Source organism: Acidimicrobiales bacterium (genome assembly GCA_035294085.1).
GTDB lineage: Bacteria > Actinomycetota > Acidimicrobiia > Acidimicrobiales > Bog-793 > DATGLP01.
In genome coordinates this window covers 121,243-140,585 of record DATGLP010000023.1, presented here as the reverse complement: position 1 = coordinate 140,585, position 19,343 = coordinate 121,243, and the positions used below count along the sequence as shown (strand labels likewise).

The following is a 19,343-nucleotide window of genomic DNA, read 5'->3' as shown; positions in this document are numbered from 1 at the left end:
CCGCCTACGACCTCCGCTGCGCCTTGAACTGGACCCAGTCGTTCTGGATCTGGGCGAGGTACTGTGCCGGGGTCATCTGGTTGGCCAGCACGCTCTCCAGGCCCGAGTAGATGTCGTTGTTCACCGCCGGCGACGCCCAGTTGATGTACGGGGTCGTGCCGGCTCCGCCGGGTGCCTCGACCCTGCGCAGGATCGCGAGGACCTCCGCGGTCACCGGCAGCGTCCGCGCCACCGACGGGTTGACGGTCGCGCCCGGCGGCCCCCAGCCGTGCTGCACGAGGTAGTTCGACTCCGCCGTGCTGTTGAAGAAGTTGAGGAAGGCGGCGTCGACGGCCAGGTGCTTGGACTTCGAGCTGATGACGAGCGGCGACGACGGGCCGCCGCCGACCGGGGAGCGCTTGGACACCGATGGCAGCTGCATGAACCCCGCGTCAGGACCGAGCGAGGACTGCACCGCGCCGTCGAGCCAGGGGCCGGCGAAGAAGTACAGCGCGCTCCCCCCGGTCAGCGCGCCGACCGCGTTCCCGTAGCCGAGGCCCTCGGATCCTGCCTGCAGGTAGCCGTCCTTCTGCCAGGTGAGCAGCGTCTCGACGGCGCGCAGGTTGGCCGAGCTCGCGAAGGTCCCGGACTTGCCGTAGACCCAGTTGTTGATCGGCTGCTCCGAGCTCGAGAAGGCGTCCCAGAGGCCCATCTCGTCGTGGACGTAGGCGTCCTTCGTCGCCGCGATGGGGGTGTAGCCCTTCTCCTTCGCGAGCGCGAGGGTCGTCTCGAACTGCGCGAAGGTCGTCGGCGGGCTGCTGAAGCCGATCGCGTGCAGGATCTTCTTGTTGTAGAAGACGCCGATCATCGTGTTCTGCTCGGGCAGCCCGTAGAGCGCGCCGCTGCCCCACTGGCCGGTCTTGCGGTTGAGGCGGAAGACCTCGAGCGCGGTCGGGCTGAAGCGCTTGTACCAGCCGTAGGCCTTCGCGTAGGCGTCGAGCGGCTCGAGGTCGCCCGCCTTCGCGAGGTCGTAGAAGCCCGGGCCGTACCCCGCCGTCGAGAGCATGAAGACGTCCGGCGGGTTGTTCGAGGCCGCCCGCAGGTTGATCGCCTCGTTGTAGGCGTTCGAGCCCTCCGTCTCGAGGTTCACCCGCACGTTCGGGTACTTCCGCTCGAAGTTGTGCACGACGCCCGCGAAGGCGGCCGCGACGCTCGGCGTGTCGCCCCAGCCGTCCGCGATGGTGATGGTGACCCGCTTGTGGGTGTCGAAGCCGCGGGTCACCCGAGTCGGGCTCGAACGGCCCGAGGCCGCCGCTGCGCCACCCGTCACGAGCAGCGCCGCGGTCGCCATGGCGGCCGTCGCGAGGTAGCGCGATCGTCTGGAGATCACCTCTTGCTCCCCCTCGTATCCCAGTATCCCCCGATGACGCGGCTCAGGGTACGGCCGAGGCGCAGGGCGGTCCAAGACGAACTCGGCGCTCTCGATAATGGCGCGCTTATCGTCGGAGCAGCCGGGCGCGACCGGGCCCCGCGGACGCTCGCGTCGGCATGCCCGGCTAGCTGGGAGAGCTACCGGCAGCGCCGGGCGCCTGGCGTGCCTCCGGAGCACCTGCTGGCGCCGGGCGCAGCGGGTGGGGATAAGCAGGAGCTTAGGTTCGCGCACCGACATCGTCTTGGACGCACGAGGGGGCAGGCTTTAGCGTCGCAGGCGCAGCTCCACGAGCGGTGAGCCGAAAGGGCCATAGCGGATGCGAGAAGCTGGTGACCGGCCGGCGCCTGCCGGCGTGGCGTTCGGCGAGGAGGCCGGCGCGGCGCGCCGCGCCGGCCGCCCACTCGTCGCCCTCGAGTCGACGATCATCTCCCACGGGCTCCCACAGCCCCGCAACTACGAGGTCGCCCGGGAGCTCGAGGACCTCGTGCGAGCCGGCGGGGCCTGCCCGGCGACGATCGCCGTGCTCGACGGGGTGGTGAAGGTCGGCCTCGACGACGACGAGCTGCGGCGCGTCGCGGGCGAGCCCGGCATCCGCAAGCTCGGGCTGCGCGACCTGGCGGTGGCGCTCGCGACGAAGGCGAGCGGCGCGACCACGGTCTCGGCGACCGCCTGCGTCGCGAGCAGCGTCGGGATCCGCGTCTTCGCCACCGGGGGGCTCGGCGGCGTGCACCGCGGCTGGATCGACTCCTGGGACGAGTCGGCGGACCTCGAGGCGCTGAGCCGGACGAGGATCACGGTCGTCTCGGCGGGGGTGAAGTCGATCCTCGACATCCCGGCGACGCTCCAGCGGCTCGAGACGCTGAACGTCACCGTCGTCGGCTTCCGTACCCGCGAGTTCCCCGGCTTCTACCTCCACGGCTCGGGCGAGATGCTCGACTGGTGCCTCGAGTCCGCGGAGGCGGTCGCGGCGGTGATGCGCGCCCAGGACGAGCTCGACGTGCCCTCCGCGCTCATCGTCGCCAACGCGGTGCCCGTGGAGGCGCAGCTCGACCCCGCGCTGCACGAGCGCGTCCTCGCGGAGGCGCTGCGCGCCGCCGAGCGCAACGGCGTGCGCGGCCAGCAGCTCACCCCCTACCTCCTCTCGTACATCTTCGAGGCGACCGACGGCGCCTCCCTCGAGGCAAACCTCGCGGCCGTGCGGGGCAACGTGGCGCTCGGTGCGCAGATCGCGTGCGCCTACGCCGCGGCCTCGCGCCGGGGGGCGTGAGGTGCCCGGAGCGGCCGAGGCACGAGCCGAGCGCCTCGCGGCGCTCCGTGACGACATCGCGGCCAATCGCGTCCCCGGCGGGAGCGCCTTCGCGCGGGCCTCGGCTGAGCTCATCGCGCTGTCGGTCGAGGAGGTCGACCCCTCGGCGGGCGTCGAGGCCGTGCGCGAGGCGGCGGCGCAGGCGGCGGACTGGGTCGCCTCGACGAAACCGTCGATGGCGGTCGTGCGCAACGTCGCCCGCCTCGCCGCGAGCCTGGCGAGCGGGGAGCATGCGGACGCCTCGGCGCTCAGGGAGGAGATCGCGATCGCGATGCGCGCGTTCGCCGCGAGGTCCGAGCAGGCGGTCGGCCGGATCGGGGCGCTCGCGCCGAGCGTCGTCCGGGCGGGGGCGCGCGTCCTCGTGCACTCCTACAGCGCGACGCTCGAGGCGCTCCTGCGCAGTGCGACCGCCGCCGGGATCCCCTTCGAGCTGCTCGTCACCGAGTCGCGCCCGTACCGCGAGTCGCGCCGCCTCGTCGAGGCGCTCGCCGCGGCGCCGGTCCCCGTCGTCCTCTACAGCGACGCCGCGGTGTGCATCGCCGCCGAGCGCGCCGACGTCGCGCTCGTGGGCGCGGACACCGTGTTCGCGGACGGCTCGTTCGCCAACAAGACCGGGACCCTGCCGCTCGCGCTCGCCTGCCGGCGCGCCGGCGTGGACCTCTACGTCGCCACCGAGCTCGCCAAGGTGTACCTCGGCGACGAGCGCGACATCGAGATGGAGGTGCGGCCAGCCGCCGAGCTGGCCGAGGGCTGGCCGCTCGTCGAGCGCGGGCGCGTCGCGGTGTGGAACCAGTTCTTCGAGCGCGTCGACGCCGGCCTCGTCCACCGCTACGTCACCGAGGAGGGCGTGCACCCACCCGAGCGGGTGGCCGAGCTCGCGCGCGACCTCCTCGACGGCTGGGCCGCCGAGCGCGGCGGCACGGCGGTCCGATGACCGCCTCGCCGGGCGCGCACGCCGAGCTCGCCGAGCGCCACCGCAAGGTGGCGCCGGCGTGGCTCGGCCTGTACTACGACGAGCCGATCGAGCTCGTCTCGGGCGAGGGCTGCCGCGTGCGAGACGCGGAGGGCAACGAGTACCTCGACTTCTTCGGCGGGATCGTGACGACGACGAGCGGCCACAGCGTCCCGGAGGTCGTCGAGGCGATCCGCGAGCAGGCCGGGCGCCTGCTGCACTGCTCGACGCTCTACCTGATCCGGCCGATGGTGGAGCTCGCCGAGCGGCTCGCGCGCCTCTCGACGATCCCGGACGCCAAGGTGTTCTTCGTCAACTCCGGGACCGAGGCGAACGAGGCGGCGCTGCTGTGCTGCTGCGCGGCGCGCCGCTCGAACCAGGTGCTCGCGCTGCGCAACAGCTACCACGGGCGCTCGTTCGCGGCGATGGCGGTGACGGGCAACCGTGCCTGGTCGGCCTCGAGCCTGAGCCCGTTCCAGGTGAGCTACGTGCGCTGCCCCGACCGCGTGCGGGACCCGCTCGGCAGCCGCTCGGACGCGGCGCGCATCGAGGCGTGCGTCGCCGACCTCGTCGAGGTGATCGAGACGACGACCGCGGGCGACGTGGCGTGCCTCATCGCCGAGCCGATCCAGGGAGTCGGCGGCTTCACCGTCCTCCCCGACGGCCTGCTCGGCGCGATGAAGCAGGTGCTCGACGCCTACGGCATCCTCCTCGTGTCCGACGAGGTGCAGACGGGGTGGGGGCGCACCGGCGAGCACTTCTGGGGCTTCCAGGCCCACGACGTCGTGCCGGACCTCCTCACGGTCGCCAAGGGCCTGGGCAACGGCGTCGCGATCGGCGGGGTCGTCGGCCGGGCGGCGGTGATCGACGCCCTCGCGGCGCACTCCATCTCGACCTTCGGGGGGAACCCGCTCGCGACGAGGGCGGCGCTCGCCAACCTCGACTACCTGCTCGCGCACGACCTCCAGGCGAACGCCGCCGAGGTGGGCGCCTTCCTCCGCGCGCAGCTCGAGCGCTGCCGCCGGGACCTCCCCCTCGTCGGCGACGTGCGTGGCAAGGGCCTCATGATCGGGGTCGAGCTCGTCGAGCCCGGCACGACCACCCCGGCACCCGCCGCGGCGCTCGGGGCGCTCGAGGAGGCGCGCCGGCGGGGGCTGCTCGTCGGCCGGGGAGGCCTGCACGGCAACGTGCTGCGCCTCGCGCCCCCGCTCAGCCTGACGCTCGGCGAGGCAGCCGAGGGGGCGCGCATCCTGATCGCGTCCCTCGAGGTCGTCGCGCGCCAGCTCGTCGGCGAGGCGCGCCCGTGAGGCACGTCACCCACCTCGTCGCCAACGAGCCGTGGTCGAAGGGCGCGCGCCGCACGGGCGACCTCGTCGACCCGGCGACCGGCCGGGTGACCGGCACCGTCGACCTCGCCGGCGCCGAGGAGGTCGATGCCGCGGTCGCGGCGGCGAGCGCCGCCTCCCACGAGTGGCGGACGTGCTCGCTCGCGCGTCGCACCGAGCTCCTCTTCCGGCTGCGGGACCTCCTCGCCCGCCGCGGCCAGGAGGTCGCCGAGCTCGTGAGCGCCGAGCACGGCAAGGTCCGGTCGGACGCGCTCGGCGAGGTGCGGCGCGGCCTCGAGGTCGTCGAGCTCGCGTGCGGGATCGGCGAGCTCGTGAAGGGCGAGCACTCCCGCGAGGTGTCGAGCGGGATCGACGCCTGCTCGCTGCGCGAGCCGCTCGGCGTCGTCGCGGGGATCACGCCCTTCAACTTCCCCGCGATGGTGCCGTTGTGGCTCGTCCCCCTCGCGCTCGCGTGCGGCAACACCTTCGTGCTCAAGCCGTCCGAGAAGGCCCCTGCCGCGCCGTCGCTGCTCGCCGCGCTCTTCGCCGAGGCCGGCTTCCCCCCGGGCGTGCTCAACGTGGTGCACGGCGACGCCGAGGCGGCCGCGGCGCTCGTCGCGCACCCCGAGGTCGCGGCGGTGAGCTTCGTCGGCTCGACCGCCACGGCGCGCGCCGTCTACGGCGCAGCTGCCGCCCAGGGCAAGCGGGTCCAGGCGCTCGGCGGGGCGAAGAACCACCTCGTCGTGCTGGAGGACGCCGACCTGGACGCTGCCGCGGACGCTGCGGTGAGCGGCGCCTTCGGGTCGTCGGGCGAGCGCTGCATGGCCGTGTCGGTCGTCGTCGCCGTGGGCGGCGTGGGCGACGCCCTCGTCGCCAGGCTGCGCGAGCGCGCGGCGCGCATCGCCCTCGGGCCGGCCACCGATCCGCGCGCCGAGATGGGCCCGCTCATCTCGCGCCCCCACCTCGAGCGCGTCCTCGCCTACCTCGAGTCGGGCGTCGCAGCGGGGGCGCGCCTCGTCCTCGACGGGCGGCAGCACCCGACGAGCGGCGAGCCCGGCGGCTTCTGGCTCGGCCCCTGCCTGTTCGATTGCGTCGAGCCCGGGATGCCGATCTACGACGACGAGATCTTCGGACCGCTGCTCTGCGTGGTGCGCGTCGCGACGCTCGCCGAGGCGCTCGGGCTCGTTCGCGCCAACCCCTACGGGAACGGCGCCGCGGTGTTCACCCGCGACGGCGCGGCGGCGCGGGTCTTCGAGCGCGAGGTCCCGGTCGGCATGGTCGGCGTCAACGTCCCCGTCCCGGCCCCGGTCGCGACCCACCCCTTCGGCGGCTGGAAGGCCTCGCTCTTCGGGGACCTCCACGTCTGCGGCCCGGATGCGATCCGCTTCTACACCCGTCTCAAGGTGGTCACGAGCCGGTGGGCGCCGCCGCCACCGGCAGGGCCAGGCCTCGCCTTCCCGACGCGGGTCTGAGAGCGCCCGGAGCGAGGCGGCGAGGAGGGGCACCACGATGGGCGAGATCGTTCGAGCAGCGCTGGTCCAGTGTCGCTGGACCGGCGACAAGCAGTCGATGATCGACGCGAACGTGGCGCTCGCCCGCCGAGCGGCCGCGCAGGGGGCGCAGGTGGTCTGCTTCCAGGAGCTGTTCTACGGGCCGTACTTCTGCCAGGTCCAAGAGCGCAGGTACTACGAGTACACCGAGCCGGTCCCCGGGGGGCCGACCGTGCAGGCGATGCGAGAGCTGGCCCGCGAGCTCGGCCTCGTCCTCGTCGTCCCGGTCTACGAGATCGAGCAGCCCGGCTGCTACTACAACACGGCCTTCGTCGTCGACGCCGACGGCTCCTACGTCGGCAAGTACCGGAAGACGCACATCCCGCACCTGCCTGGCTTCTGGGAGAAGTTCTACTTCCGACCGGGGAACCTCGGGTACCCGGTGTTCGCCACCGCCGTCGGCGCGATCGGCGTCTACATCTGCTACGACCGCCACTTCCCGGAGGGCTGGCGCGCCCTCGGCCTCGGCGGGGCGCGCATCGTCTTCAACCCGTCGGCGACCAGCCGGGGCCTGTCCGCGCACCTGTGGCGCCTCGAGCAGCCGGCCGCCGCGGTGGCGAACCAGTACTTCGTCGGCGCCGTCAACCGTGTCGGCGTCGAGCCGCTCGGCGACGACGAGTTCTACGGCAGCTCCTACTTCGTCGACCCCCGCGGCGCCCTCGTCGGGGAGGCCGGCTCCGACCGAGACGACGAGGTCGTCGTGCGCGACCTCGACATGGGGCTGCTCGCCGAGGTGCGCGACACCTGGGCCTTCTACCGCGACCGCAACCCCGCGGCCTACGGGCCGCTCGTGGCGCCCTGAGAGCGAGGGCGGGCCGAGGAGGCGACGAGGTGCGCAGCGTGATCACCGGCGGGACGGTCGTCGCCTCGAGCGGGCCGTACCCTGCGGACGTCCTCATCGACGGCGAGCGCATCGCCGCGCTGACGGCCCCCGGCTCCGAGCTCGCCGCCGCCTTCGGCGCCACCGCTGACGTGCGGGTCGACGCGACCGGGCGGCTCGTGATCCCCGGCGGGGTCGACGTGCACACGCACCTCGAGATGCCCTTCGGCGGCACGACGTCGAGCGACACCTTCGAGACGGGCACGCGCGCGGCGGCCTTCGGCGGCACGACGACCATCGTCGACTTCGCGATCCAGCGTCGCGGCGAGTCGCTGCGTGCCGGCCTCGACGCCTGGCACGCCAAGGCCGAGGGGCGCTGCGCCGTCGACTACGGGTTCCACCTCATCGTCTCGGACGTGAACGACGCGACGCTCGCGGAGATGGACTCGCTCGTCGACGAGGGGGTGACGAGCTTCAAGCTCTTCATGGCCTACCCCGGCGTCTTCTACTCGAGCGACGGGGAGATCTTCCGGGCGATGCGGCGAGCGGCCGGCAACGGCGCCACGATCATGGTGCACGCCGAGAACGGCCTCGCGATCGACGTTCTCGTCGCCGAGGCGCTCGGGCGCGGCGAGCGAGCGCCCCGCTACCACGGCCTGACCCGGCCGTCGCGCCTCGAGGGGGAGGCGACCCGTCGAGCGATCGACCTCGCCGCGCAGGCCGGTGCCCCGCTCTACGTCGTGCACCTGTCCGCCGCCGAGGCGCTCGAGGCGATCGCCGAGGCGCGCGACGCGGGCCAGAACGTCTTCGCCGAGACCTGCCCGCAGTACCTCTTCCTCACGGACGACGACCTCGCGCGCGACGGCTTCGAGGGGGCGAAGTACGTCTGCTCGCCGCCGCTGCGCCCGCGCGAGCACCACGGGCCGCTGTGGCGGGGGCTGCGCACCGACGACCTCTCCGTGGTCTCGACCGACCACTGCCCGTTCTGCTTCAAGGAGCAGAAGGAGCTCGGCATCGGCGACTTCTCGCGGATCCCGAACGGGCTGCCGGGCATCGAGCACCGCCTGGAGCTCACCTACCAGGGCGTGGTTCGCGGCGACCTGTCGCTCGCGCGCTGGGTCGAGCTGAACGCCACGGCGCCGGCGCGCCTGTTCGGCCTCTACCCTCGCAAGGGGGTCATCGCCCCGGGGTCGGACGCCGACGTCGTCGTCTACGACCCGAGCGCGCGCCGCACGATCTCCGCCTCGACGCACCACATGCGCGTCGACTACTCGGCCTACGAGGGGATGGAGGTCACCGGCTGCGTCGACGCCGTCTTCTCGCGCGGCCGGCTCGTCGTGTCCGGCGGCCGCTACCTCGGCGAGGCCGGCCACGGCCGCTTCCTCGAGCGCCAGCCGAACGGCTGCCTGCGCTGAGCACGTTGGGGAGGGGGGAGATGGAGCTCGGCCTCGTGCTGCAGACGAACCCGCCGGCGCGCCGGGTCATCGAGCTCGCGGCGATGGCCGAGGACCTCGGCTTCAGCCACGTGTGGACGTTCGACTCGACCGTGCTGTGGGAGGAGCCGTTCGTCATCTACTCGCAGATCCTGGCGCGCACGCGCTCGGTGCTCGTCGGCCCGATGGTGACGAACCCGCTGTCGCGCGACTGGGCGGTGACCGCGTCGTGCTTCGCGACGTTGAACGAGATGTTCGGCAACCGCACGATCTGCGGCATCGGGCGCGGGGACTCGGCCGTGCGGGTGACGGGCGCGCAGCCCGCCTCGCTCTCGCTCGTCGCCGAGGCGGCGGCCGCCATCAAGGGCCTCGCCGAGGGGCGGACCGTCGTCTTGAACGGGCGACCCGTGCGCCTGCCCTGGGTCGTCGGCGGCCGCCTCGACGTCCTCATGGCCGCCTACGGTCCGCGAGCCCTCGCCTGCGCCGGCCGGCACGCGGACGGCCTGATCGTCCAGCTCGCCGATCCGGCGATCGTCGAGTGGGCTGCGGCGAGCGCGCGGCGCGCCCGGCACGAGGCGGGACGAGGCTCGTCGCCCTTCCGGCTCGTCGCCGCCGCGCCGGCCTATGTCGGCGACGACCTCGTGTCCCAGCGCGCCCAGCTGCGCTGGTTCGGCGGGATGGTGGGCAACCACGTGGCCGACCTCGTCGCCCGCTACGGCGCCTCCTCGGCCGACCTGCCGCGGGTGCTCACGGACTACGTCGCGCAGCGGCCCGCCTACGACTACGCCCACCACGGCAGGGCGGGCAACCCGACCGCCGAGTTCGTCCCCGACGAGGTCGTCGATCGCTTCTGCGTGCTCGGACCGATCGGCGCGCACCTCGAGCGCCTCGAGCAGCTCGCCGCCCTCGGCGTCGACCAGTTCGCCCTCTACCTCATGCACGACGACATGGAGGCGACGCTTCGCGCCTACGGGCGCCACGTCGTGGCGCGGCTGCGCTGACGCGCACCGCGACGTCACCGGGCGGCGCCCCAGGCGAGGAGACGGCGGGCCGCGGCGGGCCCCTCCGGGGCCGGGCAGCCCCCGAGCGGGGAGCGGCTGTCGATGCGGCTCGGCGCGTCCACGCCGCCGGCGGGACGCGGCCGAGGGCGCACGCGCGCGCGCCGGCGAGGCGCCGGTCCCGGCGGCGCGACGAGCGACGCCTCCGGCACGGCCGCGCCCGAGGCGTCCCCGCGAGCGCCGCGCCCGGGCGCGAGCCACCGGGGCGCCGCGTCCTCCGAGCGCGCCCCGCGCACGCGGCGCGCGTCGGGACCCCGACCGAGCGGGCAGGCGGGCTGCAGCCACCGAGCGTGGCGGTCCGTGCACCGCTCGTGAGCTGGGAGGTCGCGCCGCTGGACGGGGGTCGCACGAGCCGGTAAGAAGGCAGGGTGGACCGGACAATGCGCCCGCACGTCCGGGCGTCGCTGCGCCTCCTCGCCGACTCCCTCGAGCGCCTCGCCCGGTCCGCGGCGCCCACGCCCGCGCCCGGCGCGCTCGCCCAGGTCACCCCGGCGCTGTCGTGCCCGTCGCTGCTCCTCGTCTGGCGCTCCCACGACAGCCGCCGCGTCCCGCCGGTCGTGGCGGCGCCGCTCGGCGCCGGCGGGGCCGAGCGATCCCTGCTCCTCGCCGACGCGCTCCTCGCCGACGCCGGCTGGCGGCGCGCCTCGGCCTGGGAGCGGCAGGCGAACGGCGGCGGCGCCTTCGCCTTCGTCGAGGCCGCCGCGCTCGCGCCCGCCCGCGAGCTGCCGCCGGGCCGGCCGGCCGTGCCCGGGAGGGGGCTCCGCCGCGTGAGGCGCGCGCCACCTCGCGGGGTGTCGACGCCGGCTTAACCTCGCCGCGGCGCCGGTCGTTTGTTTGGGGGAACGGCGCCGGCCCCGCCCAGCAACCGCCGGACGCGGCCGCGCCGAGGCAGGAAGGCAGGGGGCCTGGGATGTCCATGGTGTCGTCGAGCAGCTCGAGCCTCCCGGCGATCTCGTTCCAGGGCATCGAGTCGAACCTGCCGACCCAGCAGATCATCCAGGCCCTGCTCCAGCAGTACGAGGCGCCGCTGCGGGCGCTCCAGCAGGCGCAGAGCCAGAACGAGACGAAGATCAGCGACTACCAGGCGATCGAGGCCGATCTCGGCGCGCTCGAGAGCGCCGCGCAGGCCATCGCCGCGCCCGACGCCTTCGCGAGCGCCCTCTCGGCCAGCTCCTCGGACCCGGCGGTGGCGAGCGCGACGCTCGGGACCGGCGCGTCGCCCGGCTCGGTCTCCTTCGTCGTCGACCAGCTCGCTGCGGCCGACACGCTCGTGTCCGCGGGGACGGTCGCGGCCACCGGCGACGTCGTGGCGAGCGGCGACCTGCTCGTCGGGCGCGGCGGGTCGGGCATCGGGATCACCGCCTTCAGCGGCAGTGGTCTGGCGCTCGGCTCGCACAGCATCGAGGTCACGCAGGCCTCCGCGGGGGCGAGCGTGTCGGGCGCCTCGCCGCTCGCCGCCTCGACGACGATCTCGAGCTCGAACGACGCGCTGAGCCTCGTGGTGGACGGCACGACGCGGAACTACACGATCGCCGCCGGAACCTACACGGCGAGCCAGCTCGCCGCGGCCGTCACGCAGGCGACGGGCGGGACGGTCACCGCCTCGGTCGATGCTGCGGGGGACCTCGTCCTCACGACGGCGGACCAGGGCTCCCAGGCGACGCTGCAGGTGGCGAGCGCCTCGGCGAACGCGGCGCTCGGCCTCGCCACCGGCGCCAGCGGGACGGGGACCGACGGCATCGTGAACGTCGACGGGACGGCGAACACGGTCAGCTTCATCTCCGGCGCGGGGACGACGACGGCGACGCTCACCTCGGGGACCGGTGGGACCATCAGCGCGACCCTCGCCGCCGGCGGCCTGTCCCTCGGTTCCATGAGCGCGGCGAACGTCTCGGTCGGCAACGGGTCGCTCCAGTCGGTCGTGAGCGCGATCAACGGCGCCGGCCTCGGCATCAGCGCGTCGGCCCTCCAGGTCGGCACGAACGCCTACGCCCTCGAGCTCGCCTCCCAGGCGACCGGACAGGCGAACGACGTCACGATCGACCCGAACGCCTTCGCCGCGTCCTCCCTCGGCGCCCTCACGACGACGACCGCCGGCGCGGACGCGCTCGTGCGCATCGGCGGCGCCACCGGCTACGAGGTCACGTCGCCGACGAACACCCTGGGCGGGCTCCTGCCGGGCGTGTCGATCGACCTCGTGGCCACGTCCCAGGCGCCGGTCACGGTGAGCGTGAGCCCCGACGGGTCGGTCGCCGCCTCCAAGGTGCAGGCGCTCGTCGACGCGGCGAACAAGGTGCTCGCCGACATCGCCACCGACACCGCCTACGACCCGACGACGAACACCGCCGCGCCGCTCAACGGGGACGGCTCGCTCGAGCTGCTCGCGCAGCAGATCCTCGGCTACTTCGGGGCCGCGATCGGCTCGAGCCCGGCGGCCGACGCGGGCAGCGCCGGGAGCGCGGCGGGCCTCACCCTCGCGAGCGGCGGGACGATCGGGTTCGACCCGACCACCTTCGCGGCGGACTTCGCGGCGGACCCGACGGGCGTCGCCGCCATGTTCACCCAGGGCGGGACCTTCGCGCCCTCGCCCCCGGCGAGCACCGGCGACGTCAGCCTCGTCTACGCGGGGAACGCGACCGCGCCGGGGACGTACCCGCTCGTCGTCACCCACTCGGCGACCCAGGCGAGCGCGACCGGCACCGCCGTGTTCGCCTCGTCCTCGAGCACGCTCGCGGGCGGCGAGACGTACACGATCACGATGGGCTCGAGCGTCGTCCAGTACGCGATCGGCGCGGGCGAGACGCTCTCGCAGGTCGCCTCCGGGCTCGACGCCGCCTTCGCCGCGTCGGGCCTCGCGCTGTCCGCGCAGGTCGTCCCGAACGGCTCGGGCTCGAGCCTCCAGGTGACCTCCCAGCTCTACGGGTCGAGCCAGTCCTTCACGGTGGCGGTCTCCGGCACCGACGAGCTCGGCCTGGCTGCCGGCTCGCCGTACGCGGGGACGGACGTCGCGGGCACGATCGGCGGCGTCGCCGCCACCGGGGACGGGCAGGTGCTCGCCGCCCCGGTGAGCGACCCGACGCTCGCCGGGCTCTCCCTCCTCGTCACGACGCCGGGCATCACGAGCTCGACGCCGATCGGCTCGTTCACCTACGCCCCGGGCCTCGCGCAGCAGGTCGCGAGCCTCTCGGCGGCGTCGGTGGCCGAGCCGGGGGGCCTGCTGCCGGCGGAGGTGAGCGGGCTCGAGGCCACCGACGCCGGGCTCGCCAGCCAGATCACGCTCCAGCAGCAGCTCGTCGACCAGCAGCAGGCGGCGCTCGTCCAGGAGTTCAACAGCCTCGAGGCGACGCTGGCGAGCCTGCGGGCCCAGGGCGCCTACCTGGCGAACGCCCTCGGCGGCACCTCGTTCGGCTCGCTCGGCTCGGCGACGACGTCCACGAGCTCGAGCGGCGGGTGAAAGGGGCACGCACGATGGAACGGTCAGCGACGGAGGTCGCCGCAGCCTACGCCGGGACCTCGGCGAGCACGTTGTCGGGTCCGCAGCTGCTCCTTAAGCTGTACGAACGGCTCGTCTCGGACATGGGAGAGGCGCGTGCCGCGATCGTCGGGGGACAGGTCCGCGAGGCGCACGAGGCGCTCGTGCACGCGCAGCGCATCGTGCAGGTGCTCGCCGCCGCGCTGCAGCCGGACCGCTTCCCCGCCGGCCGGGACCTCCTCGCCCTCTACCAGGTGCTCGAGGCAGCCCTCGCCCAGGCCAACCTGGAGAAGCGGGTCGAGGCGCTCGACATCTGCGTCGCCATCGTCGAGCCGCTGCAGCGTGCCTGGGAGCAGGCCGTCCCGGCCGCGCTGGGGGAGAGCGAGCTCGCCGGTGCCGGATCCGTCCTGGCCTGAGTACCTCGCCGAGCTCGACCGCTTCCTCGTCGCGCTCGCGCCCCTCCTCGGCACCGACGAGGCCCTCGCCCTCGCCGCGCCGGCCCCCCCCGCCGGCCCCGTGCCCGGCGAGGTCGCGGCCGAGGCGGGTCGCCTCGCCGGCGAGGTCGAGCGCCTCGTGGCGGTCGTCCTCGAGCGCCGGACCGAGAACCTTCGGGCGCGCCGGGCCCTCGGCTCGAGCCGGCGCGAGGCGCGCCGCCCGCCGGCCTTCGAGCGGACGCTGTAGATGCCGGCGCTCACCGGCCGCGCGGCGGACGCCGCTGCCGCCGCCCGGCTCGTGGAGCTCCTCGTCGCCGGCGGGGCTGCCCGTCTGGCGCCCCCGCCGCTTCGCCGGCGGGCGCCGTCGCCCCCGCCGCTTCGCGTCGCGCTGCTCGGCGCGCCGGCCGACGCCGGCGCCCCGGGCAGGGCGAGCTTCGACCACGCCCGGTGGCTGCAGGCGGCGGGGGTGAAGGTGGAGGTGCTCTCCCACTTCGCGGCGCCCCCCTCGGCGGACGGGCGGGTGCCCTTCGTCCGCGTCCCGTTCGGCGAGCCGCTCGAGGACGCGATCTCGCCCTGCGACGTCGTCGTCGCCTGCCACTGGGACCAGGTGGCCCCGGCTCGCCAGCTCGGGATCGCGCCCGTCGTCTACCTCGAGCTCGGCGGGTTCCACCTCTACGACGCGCTCCCGCCGCAGCTCGAGGCGATGGTGCGGGCCTCGATCCGCTGCGCCGACGACGTCGTCGCCGTCGGCGACGAGGCCGCTGCGGCGCTCGACCGCCGCTACGGCGTCGCCACGCGCACGGTCGCCCTGGGCCTCGACGACGAGCGCTTCCATCCAGGCGCCGAGGAGCCGGCCGGGCACGTCGTCGTCCTGGCGGGCGCCGGGGCCGACGCGGACCGCCTCGACGACGCGCGCGCGGTCGTCGCCCGCCTCGGCGCCGCGCACCCGAACCTCGCCGTCGTCTGGGCGGTGAGCGAGCGCCTCGCGGCGAGCACCCCGCTGCCGGGCGTGGCCGTGCCGCTCGAGGGCGCTGCCGCCCCCTCCCTCTACCGGCGCGCGGCGGCCGTCCTCGCCCCCGGCGACTACCAGTCGCTCGCCATCGGGGTGCTCGAGGCGATGGCGTGCGGCGCGCCCGTCGTCGTCACCGACACGCCCGGCATCCGCCACGTCGCACGCGACGGGTCGAACTGTCTCCTCGCCCCGCTCGGCGACGTCGAGCGCCTCGCCGCGAGCGTCGCGCGCCTGCTCGAGGACGCTCGCCTCGCCCGGCGCCTCGGCGCCGGTGCGGCGCGAAGCGCCCGGCGCTCGAGCTCCCGGCGCGCCGCGGCGCTCCTCGCCCGCCACTACCGCGCCGTCGCCGCCGCCCAGCGCTTCGAGGCGCCCGCGCCGGTGCACGCCGACCTGGGGGGCGCCACCTTCACCCGCGAGGGCGACAAGGAGCGCTTCGAGGTCCGCCTCGACGCCCTCGCCAGCCGGCTGCTCGCCCTGCCCCTGTCGTGCCCCACCGTGGCCGGCCTGCGGGTCGTTCGCTGGAAGGTGGTCGCGACGAACGAGGCCGGGGCGCCGGGGGTGACCCGCGCCTACCTGCCGCTGCGCAGCGAGCTCCCGCTCGCCGACTCCCCCTACCAGGCAGCCATCGACCTGCTCGCCGAGGGCGACGGCGCGGGCGCCTTCGCCGACCTGGCCCGGCGCTGCGAGGCGGCTGCCCGGCCCGAGCAGGCGGTCCTCGGGCGCTGGGTGGTGCTCGCCCTGCTCGCCTCGGGGCGGGCCGGGGAGGCGGCCGACCTCGCCGCCGCCTTCGCGCGCGACTTCCCGGCGCACCCGGACTACCTCTACCTCGAGCTCGTCGCGGCGCGCGCCGCGAGGCGGCCCCACGACGTGCTCGGCACGACGGAGGCGCTCCGGGTGCTCGGGAACGGCGCCCGCTACGAGGAGTGGTTCGAGGACCCGCTCTCGCTGCTCGAGGCCGAGCTGCGCTGAGCACCCGGCTCGAGGGCCGCGGCGAGGGCGGCGGCGTCGCCCGTCGCGGCGAGCGAGCGCAGGTTCGCCCTCGAGACGGCGTCGACGATCTCGGCCCGCCGGATCGGCACCTGGCGGGGCGCCTCGATCGCGATGCGCACCTGCTTGGAGTCGAGCACGGCGCGCACCTCGACGACGATGTCGTCGCCGATGAAGATGCGCTCGCCGACGGCTCGCGTCACGGTCAGCACGGCGCGCCCTCGCCCACGGCGCTCACCGTCCGGCGAGCACGGTGATCGGCGCCTCGATCGGCCAGCCGACCTCCTCCTCGGTGCGAGCGGGCACGAGCTGCGCGGCCAGTGCGAGGCGGCGGTTGACGATGATCGGGGCGAACAGGTTCGCCGTCGAGGAGCCGACGTCCTCGTGCAGGTCGACGAGCACGAGGGCAGCGGCCTCGTCGGGCGCGGCGATCTCGAGCAGCGCCTGGGTGCCGTCGTCCACCTCGACGCGGTAGTCGGGCCACAGCAGCCCCGGCGCGGCGACGAGGAAGGAGACCACCTGCTCGCCGCCGGCGAGGCGGATCGGCTCGAGGCTCGTGAGGCAGCCGAAGACGTTCAGGCCGCCGCCGCCGAGCGGGCGCAGGGCGAAGCGCCGGGCGCCGGGGATGCCGGGCATGCCGGCGGGGAAGGTGAGCTCCATCGCCTCGAGGGTGCGCAGCTCGGTCACGCCCGCCATGGTAGGGGCGCCGGGTGCACGCCCGGGGGCTGCCTCGCTCGTCACTTGAGGAACGCGGCCAGCGTCTCGGGCAGCGTCTGGGAGGCCGCCGCCAGCGCGGCCTGGTAGGCGGTCAGGTCGGCCTGGAACTGCGGCCCGAGCACCCCGAGGTTGGCGTCCTCGAGGGTGCCGAGCGCGCCCTGGAGCTGGGTCGAGGCGGCCGTGTTGGCGCTCTCGGCGCTCGAGACCATGCGCGACGACTCGCCGATCGTCGTCGAGGCCTGCTCGGCGAGGGAGATGTTCGCGTCGAGCGCGGCGAGGTCGTTCGTGAGCCCCGCCTCCGCCGCCGGCCCCGGACCCTTCGAGAGGTCGGCGACGAGGTTCCCGAGCGTGGTGAACAGGTCCTGGACGCCGGTCGGGCCGCCGCCGAAGAGCGACGTCCCGGGCACCGACACCGCGACGGTGGTCCCCGGTCCGACCTGCATGGTGAAGGGCGTCGAGTTCCCGTTGTAGGCGCCGGTGGGGCTGTAGGCGGCGGCGACGCCCGCCGTGCCGGCGAAGATCGGCGTCTCGCCGTAGGTGGTGTTGGCGAGCCCGACGAGCGTCTGGAGCGTCCCGGACAGCTGCTCGGCGTAGGCCTGGTAGGACTGGGTGGTCTGCGACCCGCTGGAGAGCGCCTGGAGGACGACGGTGCGCGCCGTCTGGAGGCTGTCGAGCACGGCGGTGACGGTCTGGCCGGCCAGGCCGAGCCAGGAGCTCGCCGCCTGCGCCGTCGACTGGTAGGCGGCGAGCTGGGCGATCTGGCGCCGGTCGGCGAGGACCTGCACCGCGCCGACGGGGTCGTCGGAGGGCTGCTGGATGGCGAGACCCGAGGAGATCTCGCCGTCGAGCGCGGCGAGCGCCTGCTGGTCGGCCTGGAGCTCCCCCCCGAGGGACGCCGACAAGGTGAGGTCCGAGATGCGCATCAGGTCGTCACCGCCAGGAGGTCGTTGAACGCCGTGCTCATCGCGTTGATCGCGTGCGCCGTCGCCTGGTAGGCCTGCTGCGCCTCGAGCAGCGCGATGGTCTCGTCGTTCGTCGACACCCCCTCGACGCTCGAGAGGTTGGCCGCCGCCGCGTCGGCGAGCGACTGCGCGGCCTGCGCGGCGCTGGTGGCGCTCGCCGCTGCCGTGCCGACGGCGCCGACGAGGGCGCCGTAGCGGTCGTCGGGGCCGCCCGCCGTGGCGCCGAGGGCCGCCATCTGCTGCGCGGTGGTGGCGTCGATCGTCGGCTGGCCGGCCGTCGCGCTGCCCGAGGCGGTCGCGAGCAGGCTCGGGTCCGCGAGCAGCTGCGGGCTCACGGCGATCGACGCCGCGGAGGCGGGGCCGGTGGTGTAGGCGGTCGTCGAGCCGCCGTCGACGAAGATCGGCGGCAGCGTCGGCCCGCTCCAGCCGGACGCGGCCGGCGAGGTCGGCCCCGGCGTCCCGTCGGCGGACACGCCGGCGGACTGCAGCGCGTTGAGCGCCGTGGCGAGGGAGTCGGCGACGCCCGAGAGCCCGGAGAGCAGGCCCGGGACCGTCTCGTCGACGCCGGTGAGCAGCGCCCCGACCTGCCCGCCCGCCGGCACCGGCGCGCCCGAGGTCGTCTCGACGGCGAGGTCGGCGCCGCTCGGCGACCCCGTCGCCTGCAGCTGGGCGACCGACGCCCCGGCGACGAGGGTGATCCCCCCGGCGAGCACGTCCACCGAGCCGTCGGCGTTCGCAACGGTGCGGACGCCGACGAGGTCGGCCAGCTTGCCGAGCGCCTCGCGGCGCTGGTCGACGAGCGCGTTGGTGTCCAGCCCGCCGTTCGTGCCGGCGACGATCGCGACGTTCAGCTGGCCCACCTGGCTGAGCAGGTCGTTCACCTGGGCGAGCAGCCCGCCCGCTCCCGTGAGGTCGCTCGCGAGCTGGGTCGCGGTGCCGGCGAGCGCCGCGTAGGTGCTGTTGAGCGTCGTCGCCACCTGGTGCAGGTCCTCGACGACCGAGCCCGCCGCGGCGGCGCTCGAGGGGTTCGTCGCGAGGCTGGCGAGGTCGGTCCAGGTCTGGCTGAGCTGCGCCTGCAGGCCCGTGCCGCCGGGCTCGGGGAAGGCGGACTGGAGCGTCGAGGCGATCGAGGCCGACTCGTTCGCGCCGGCCAGCTGGGCGCGCGCGGCGAGGCTCGCTGCCTCGTAGAGCGGGGAGGTCTGCTGGCCGACGGTGCCGACGAGGACGCCCTCGCCCACCCCCTCGCTGCTCGCCGGCGCGAGCGGGGAGAGCTCGACCGAGGTGCGCGCGTAGCCCGGCGTGTCGATGTTCGCGAGGTTCTCCGCAGCGTTGTCGAGCTCCGCCTGGTCCGCCGCGATCCCGCTCGCCGCGATGTCGAGGCCGAGGAAGCTCACAGCACGCCCCGCAGCAGCCGTGGCCGCGACGCCGGCGGCCGCCCGTAGGTGGGGGCGACCTCGCCGCAGCGCCCGGCGAGGACCGCCTCGACGAGCGCGATCCGCTCGCCGAGGAGGGCCCGGTTCTCCTCCTCGAGCGCGCCGACGCGCCGCGCCGTCGCGTCGAGGCGCGCGCGCAGGTCGGCCAGCTCGGCGTCGAAGGGGGAGGGGCTCGCCTCGGCCAGCTCGGCGAGCGTGGCTGCGGCGGCGCAGCCGAGGCGCGTCGCGGCGCGCTCGGCGAGCGGCACGCGCGCCGCGCTCGCGGCCCGCAGCGCGTCGACGGCCCGGGCGAGCTCCTCGGCGGCGCGCCCCACGTACCGGTGGCTCGACCGCTCCACGAGCGCGTTCAGCGCCGCGGCTCGCTGCTCGACCGCCTCGGCCGCCGCGAGCTCCTCGCGTGCCGCGCCGACGAGCGACGCGAGCGCGTCGAGCAGGTCGCCCTCGAGGTCCACCGTCGACATCTCCACCCCC

At 75.1% G+C, this 19,343-nt stretch carries 18 protein-coding genes; 12 read left to right on the top strand and 6 right to left on the bottom strand.

Going from position 1 to position 19,343, the window contains the following annotated elements; genetic code table 11:
* Nucleotides 1-4: 4 nt before the first annotated feature.
* Nucleotides 5-1,369: an extracellular solute-binding protein gene (locus tag VKV23_08240; protein HLI16023.1), complete on the bottom strand. Its 1,365-nt coding sequence runs from the start codon at nt 1,367-1,369 to the stop codon at nt 5-7.
* Between the two features lie 394 nt (nt 1,370-1,763).
* Here VKV23_08240 and VKV23_08235 point away from each other — a divergent pair, with 394 nt between their 5' ends.
* The 12 genes from VKV23_08235 to VKV23_08180 all read left to right on the top strand — a co-directional run bounded on the left by VKV23_08235 (nt 1,764) and on the right by VKV23_08180 (nt 15,742).
* Nucleotides 1,764-2,678, top strand: coding sequence for a pseudouridine-5'-phosphate glycosidase (locus VKV23_08235; protein ID HLI16022.1), 915 nt, complete (start codon nt 1,764-1,766; stop codon nt 2,676-2,678).
* A gap of 1 nt (nt 2,679) precedes the next feature.
* Nucleotides 2,680-3,651, top strand: coding sequence for a hypothetical protein (locus VKV23_08230; protein ID HLI16021.1), 972 nt, complete (start codon nt 2,680-2,682; stop codon nt 3,649-3,651).
* Nucleotides 3,648-4,976, top strand: a complete 1,329-nt coding sequence (locus tag VKV23_08225; GenBank protein HLI16020.1) for an aspartate aminotransferase family protein — start codon at nt 3,648-3,650, stop codon at nt 4,974-4,976. Before VKV23_08230 ends, VKV23_08225 begins: the two co-directional genes overlap by 4 nt.
* On the top strand, nt 4,973-6,466 hold the full coding sequence (gene mmsA / locus VKV23_08220) for a CoA-acylating methylmalonate-semialdehyde dehydrogenase (GenBank protein HLI16019.1): 1,494 nt from the start codon (nt 4,973-4,975) through the stop codon (nt 6,464-6,466). Before VKV23_08225 ends, mmsA begins: the two co-directional genes overlap by 4 nt.
* A gap of 37 nt (nt 6,467-6,503) precedes the next feature.
* Complete coding sequence (locus VKV23_08215) at nt 6,504-7,346, top strand: nitrilase-related carbon-nitrogen hydrolase (GenBank protein ID HLI16018.1); 843 nt, start codon at nt 6,504-6,506, stop codon at nt 7,344-7,346.
* Between the two features lie 29 nt (nt 7,347-7,375).
* Complete coding sequence (gene hydA / locus VKV23_08210) at nt 7,376-8,779, top strand: dihydropyrimidinase (GenBank protein ID HLI16017.1); 1,404 nt, start codon at nt 7,376-7,378, stop codon at nt 8,777-8,779.
* A gap of 20 nt (nt 8,780-8,799) precedes the next feature.
* Entirely contained in the window at nt 8,800-9,798 is a 999-nt protein-coding gene (locus VKV23_08205) for a TIGR03842 family LLM class F420-dependent oxidoreductase (GenBank protein HLI16016.1), read from the top strand.
* Between the two features lie 425 nt (nt 9,799-10,223).
* Entirely contained in the window at nt 10,224-10,664 is a 441-nt protein-coding gene (locus tag VKV23_08200; GenBank protein HLI16015.1) for a hypothetical protein, read from the top strand.
* A 101-nt stretch (nt 10,665-10,765) separates the two neighbouring features.
* Nucleotides 10,766-13,309: a flagellar filament capping protein FliD gene (gene fliD / locus VKV23_08195; protein ID HLI16014.1), complete on the top strand. Its 2,544-nt coding sequence runs from the start codon at nt 10,766-10,768 to the stop codon at nt 13,307-13,309.
* A 14-nt stretch (nt 13,310-13,323) separates the two neighbouring features.
* Nucleotides 13,324-13,743: a flagellar export chaperone FliS gene (locus VKV23_08190; protein HLI16013.1), complete on the top strand. Its 420-nt coding sequence runs from the start codon at nt 13,324-13,326 to the stop codon at nt 13,741-13,743.
* Nucleotides 13,721-14,008 (top strand): hypothetical protein, encoded by a 288-nt coding sequence (locus tag VKV23_08185; GenBank protein ID HLI16012.1) that lies wholly within the window; start codon nt 13,721-13,723, stop codon nt 14,006-14,008. Before VKV23_08190 ends, VKV23_08185 begins: the two co-directional genes overlap by 23 nt.
* Nucleotides 14,009-15,742 carry a glycosyltransferase family 4 protein gene (locus tag VKV23_08180; protein HLI16011.1) on the top strand — a complete coding sequence of 578 codons (1,734 nt, stop codon included), beginning with the start codon at nt 14,009-14,011 and terminating at the stop codon, nt 15,740-15,742. It abuts the gene before it with no gap.
* Here VKV23_08180 and VKV23_08175 read toward each other — a convergent pair.
* The 5 genes from VKV23_08175 to VKV23_08155 are packed head-to-tail and all read right to left on the bottom strand — an operon-like array spanning nt 15,688 to nt 19,339.
* Nucleotides 15,688-15,972 carry a carbon storage regulator gene (locus VKV23_08175; protein HLI16010.1) on the bottom strand — a complete coding sequence of 95 codons (285 nt, stop codon included), beginning with the start codon at nt 15,970-15,972 and terminating at the stop codon, nt 15,688-15,690. The two genes, VKV23_08180 and VKV23_08175, sit on opposite strands and share 55 nt — an antisense overlap.
* Before the next feature lie 22 nt (nt 15,973-15,994).
* A complete protein-coding gene (locus VKV23_08170) occupies nt 15,995-16,447 on the bottom strand; it encodes a flagellar assembly protein FliW (protein ID HLI16009.1) in 453 nt (150 codons plus the stop codon).
* A 50-nt stretch (nt 16,448-16,497) separates the two neighbouring features.
* Nucleotides 16,498-17,400, bottom strand: coding sequence for a hypothetical protein (locus tag VKV23_08165; GenBank protein HLI16008.1), 903 nt, complete (start codon nt 17,398-17,400; stop codon nt 16,498-16,500).
* Complete coding sequence (gene flgK, locus VKV23_08160; protein HLI16007.1) at nt 17,400-18,833, bottom strand: flagellar hook-associated protein FlgK; 1,434 nt, start codon at nt 18,831-18,833, stop codon at nt 17,400-17,402. The genes VKV23_08165 and flgK overlap by 1 nt, the downstream gene beginning before the upstream one ends.
* Nucleotides 18,830-19,339: a hypothetical protein gene (locus VKV23_08155; GenBank protein ID HLI16006.1), complete on the bottom strand. Its 510-nt coding sequence runs from the start codon at nt 19,337-19,339 to the stop codon at nt 18,830-18,832. The genes flgK and VKV23_08155 overlap by 4 nt, the downstream gene beginning before the upstream one ends.
* Nucleotides 19,340-19,343 lie beyond the last annotated feature (4 nt).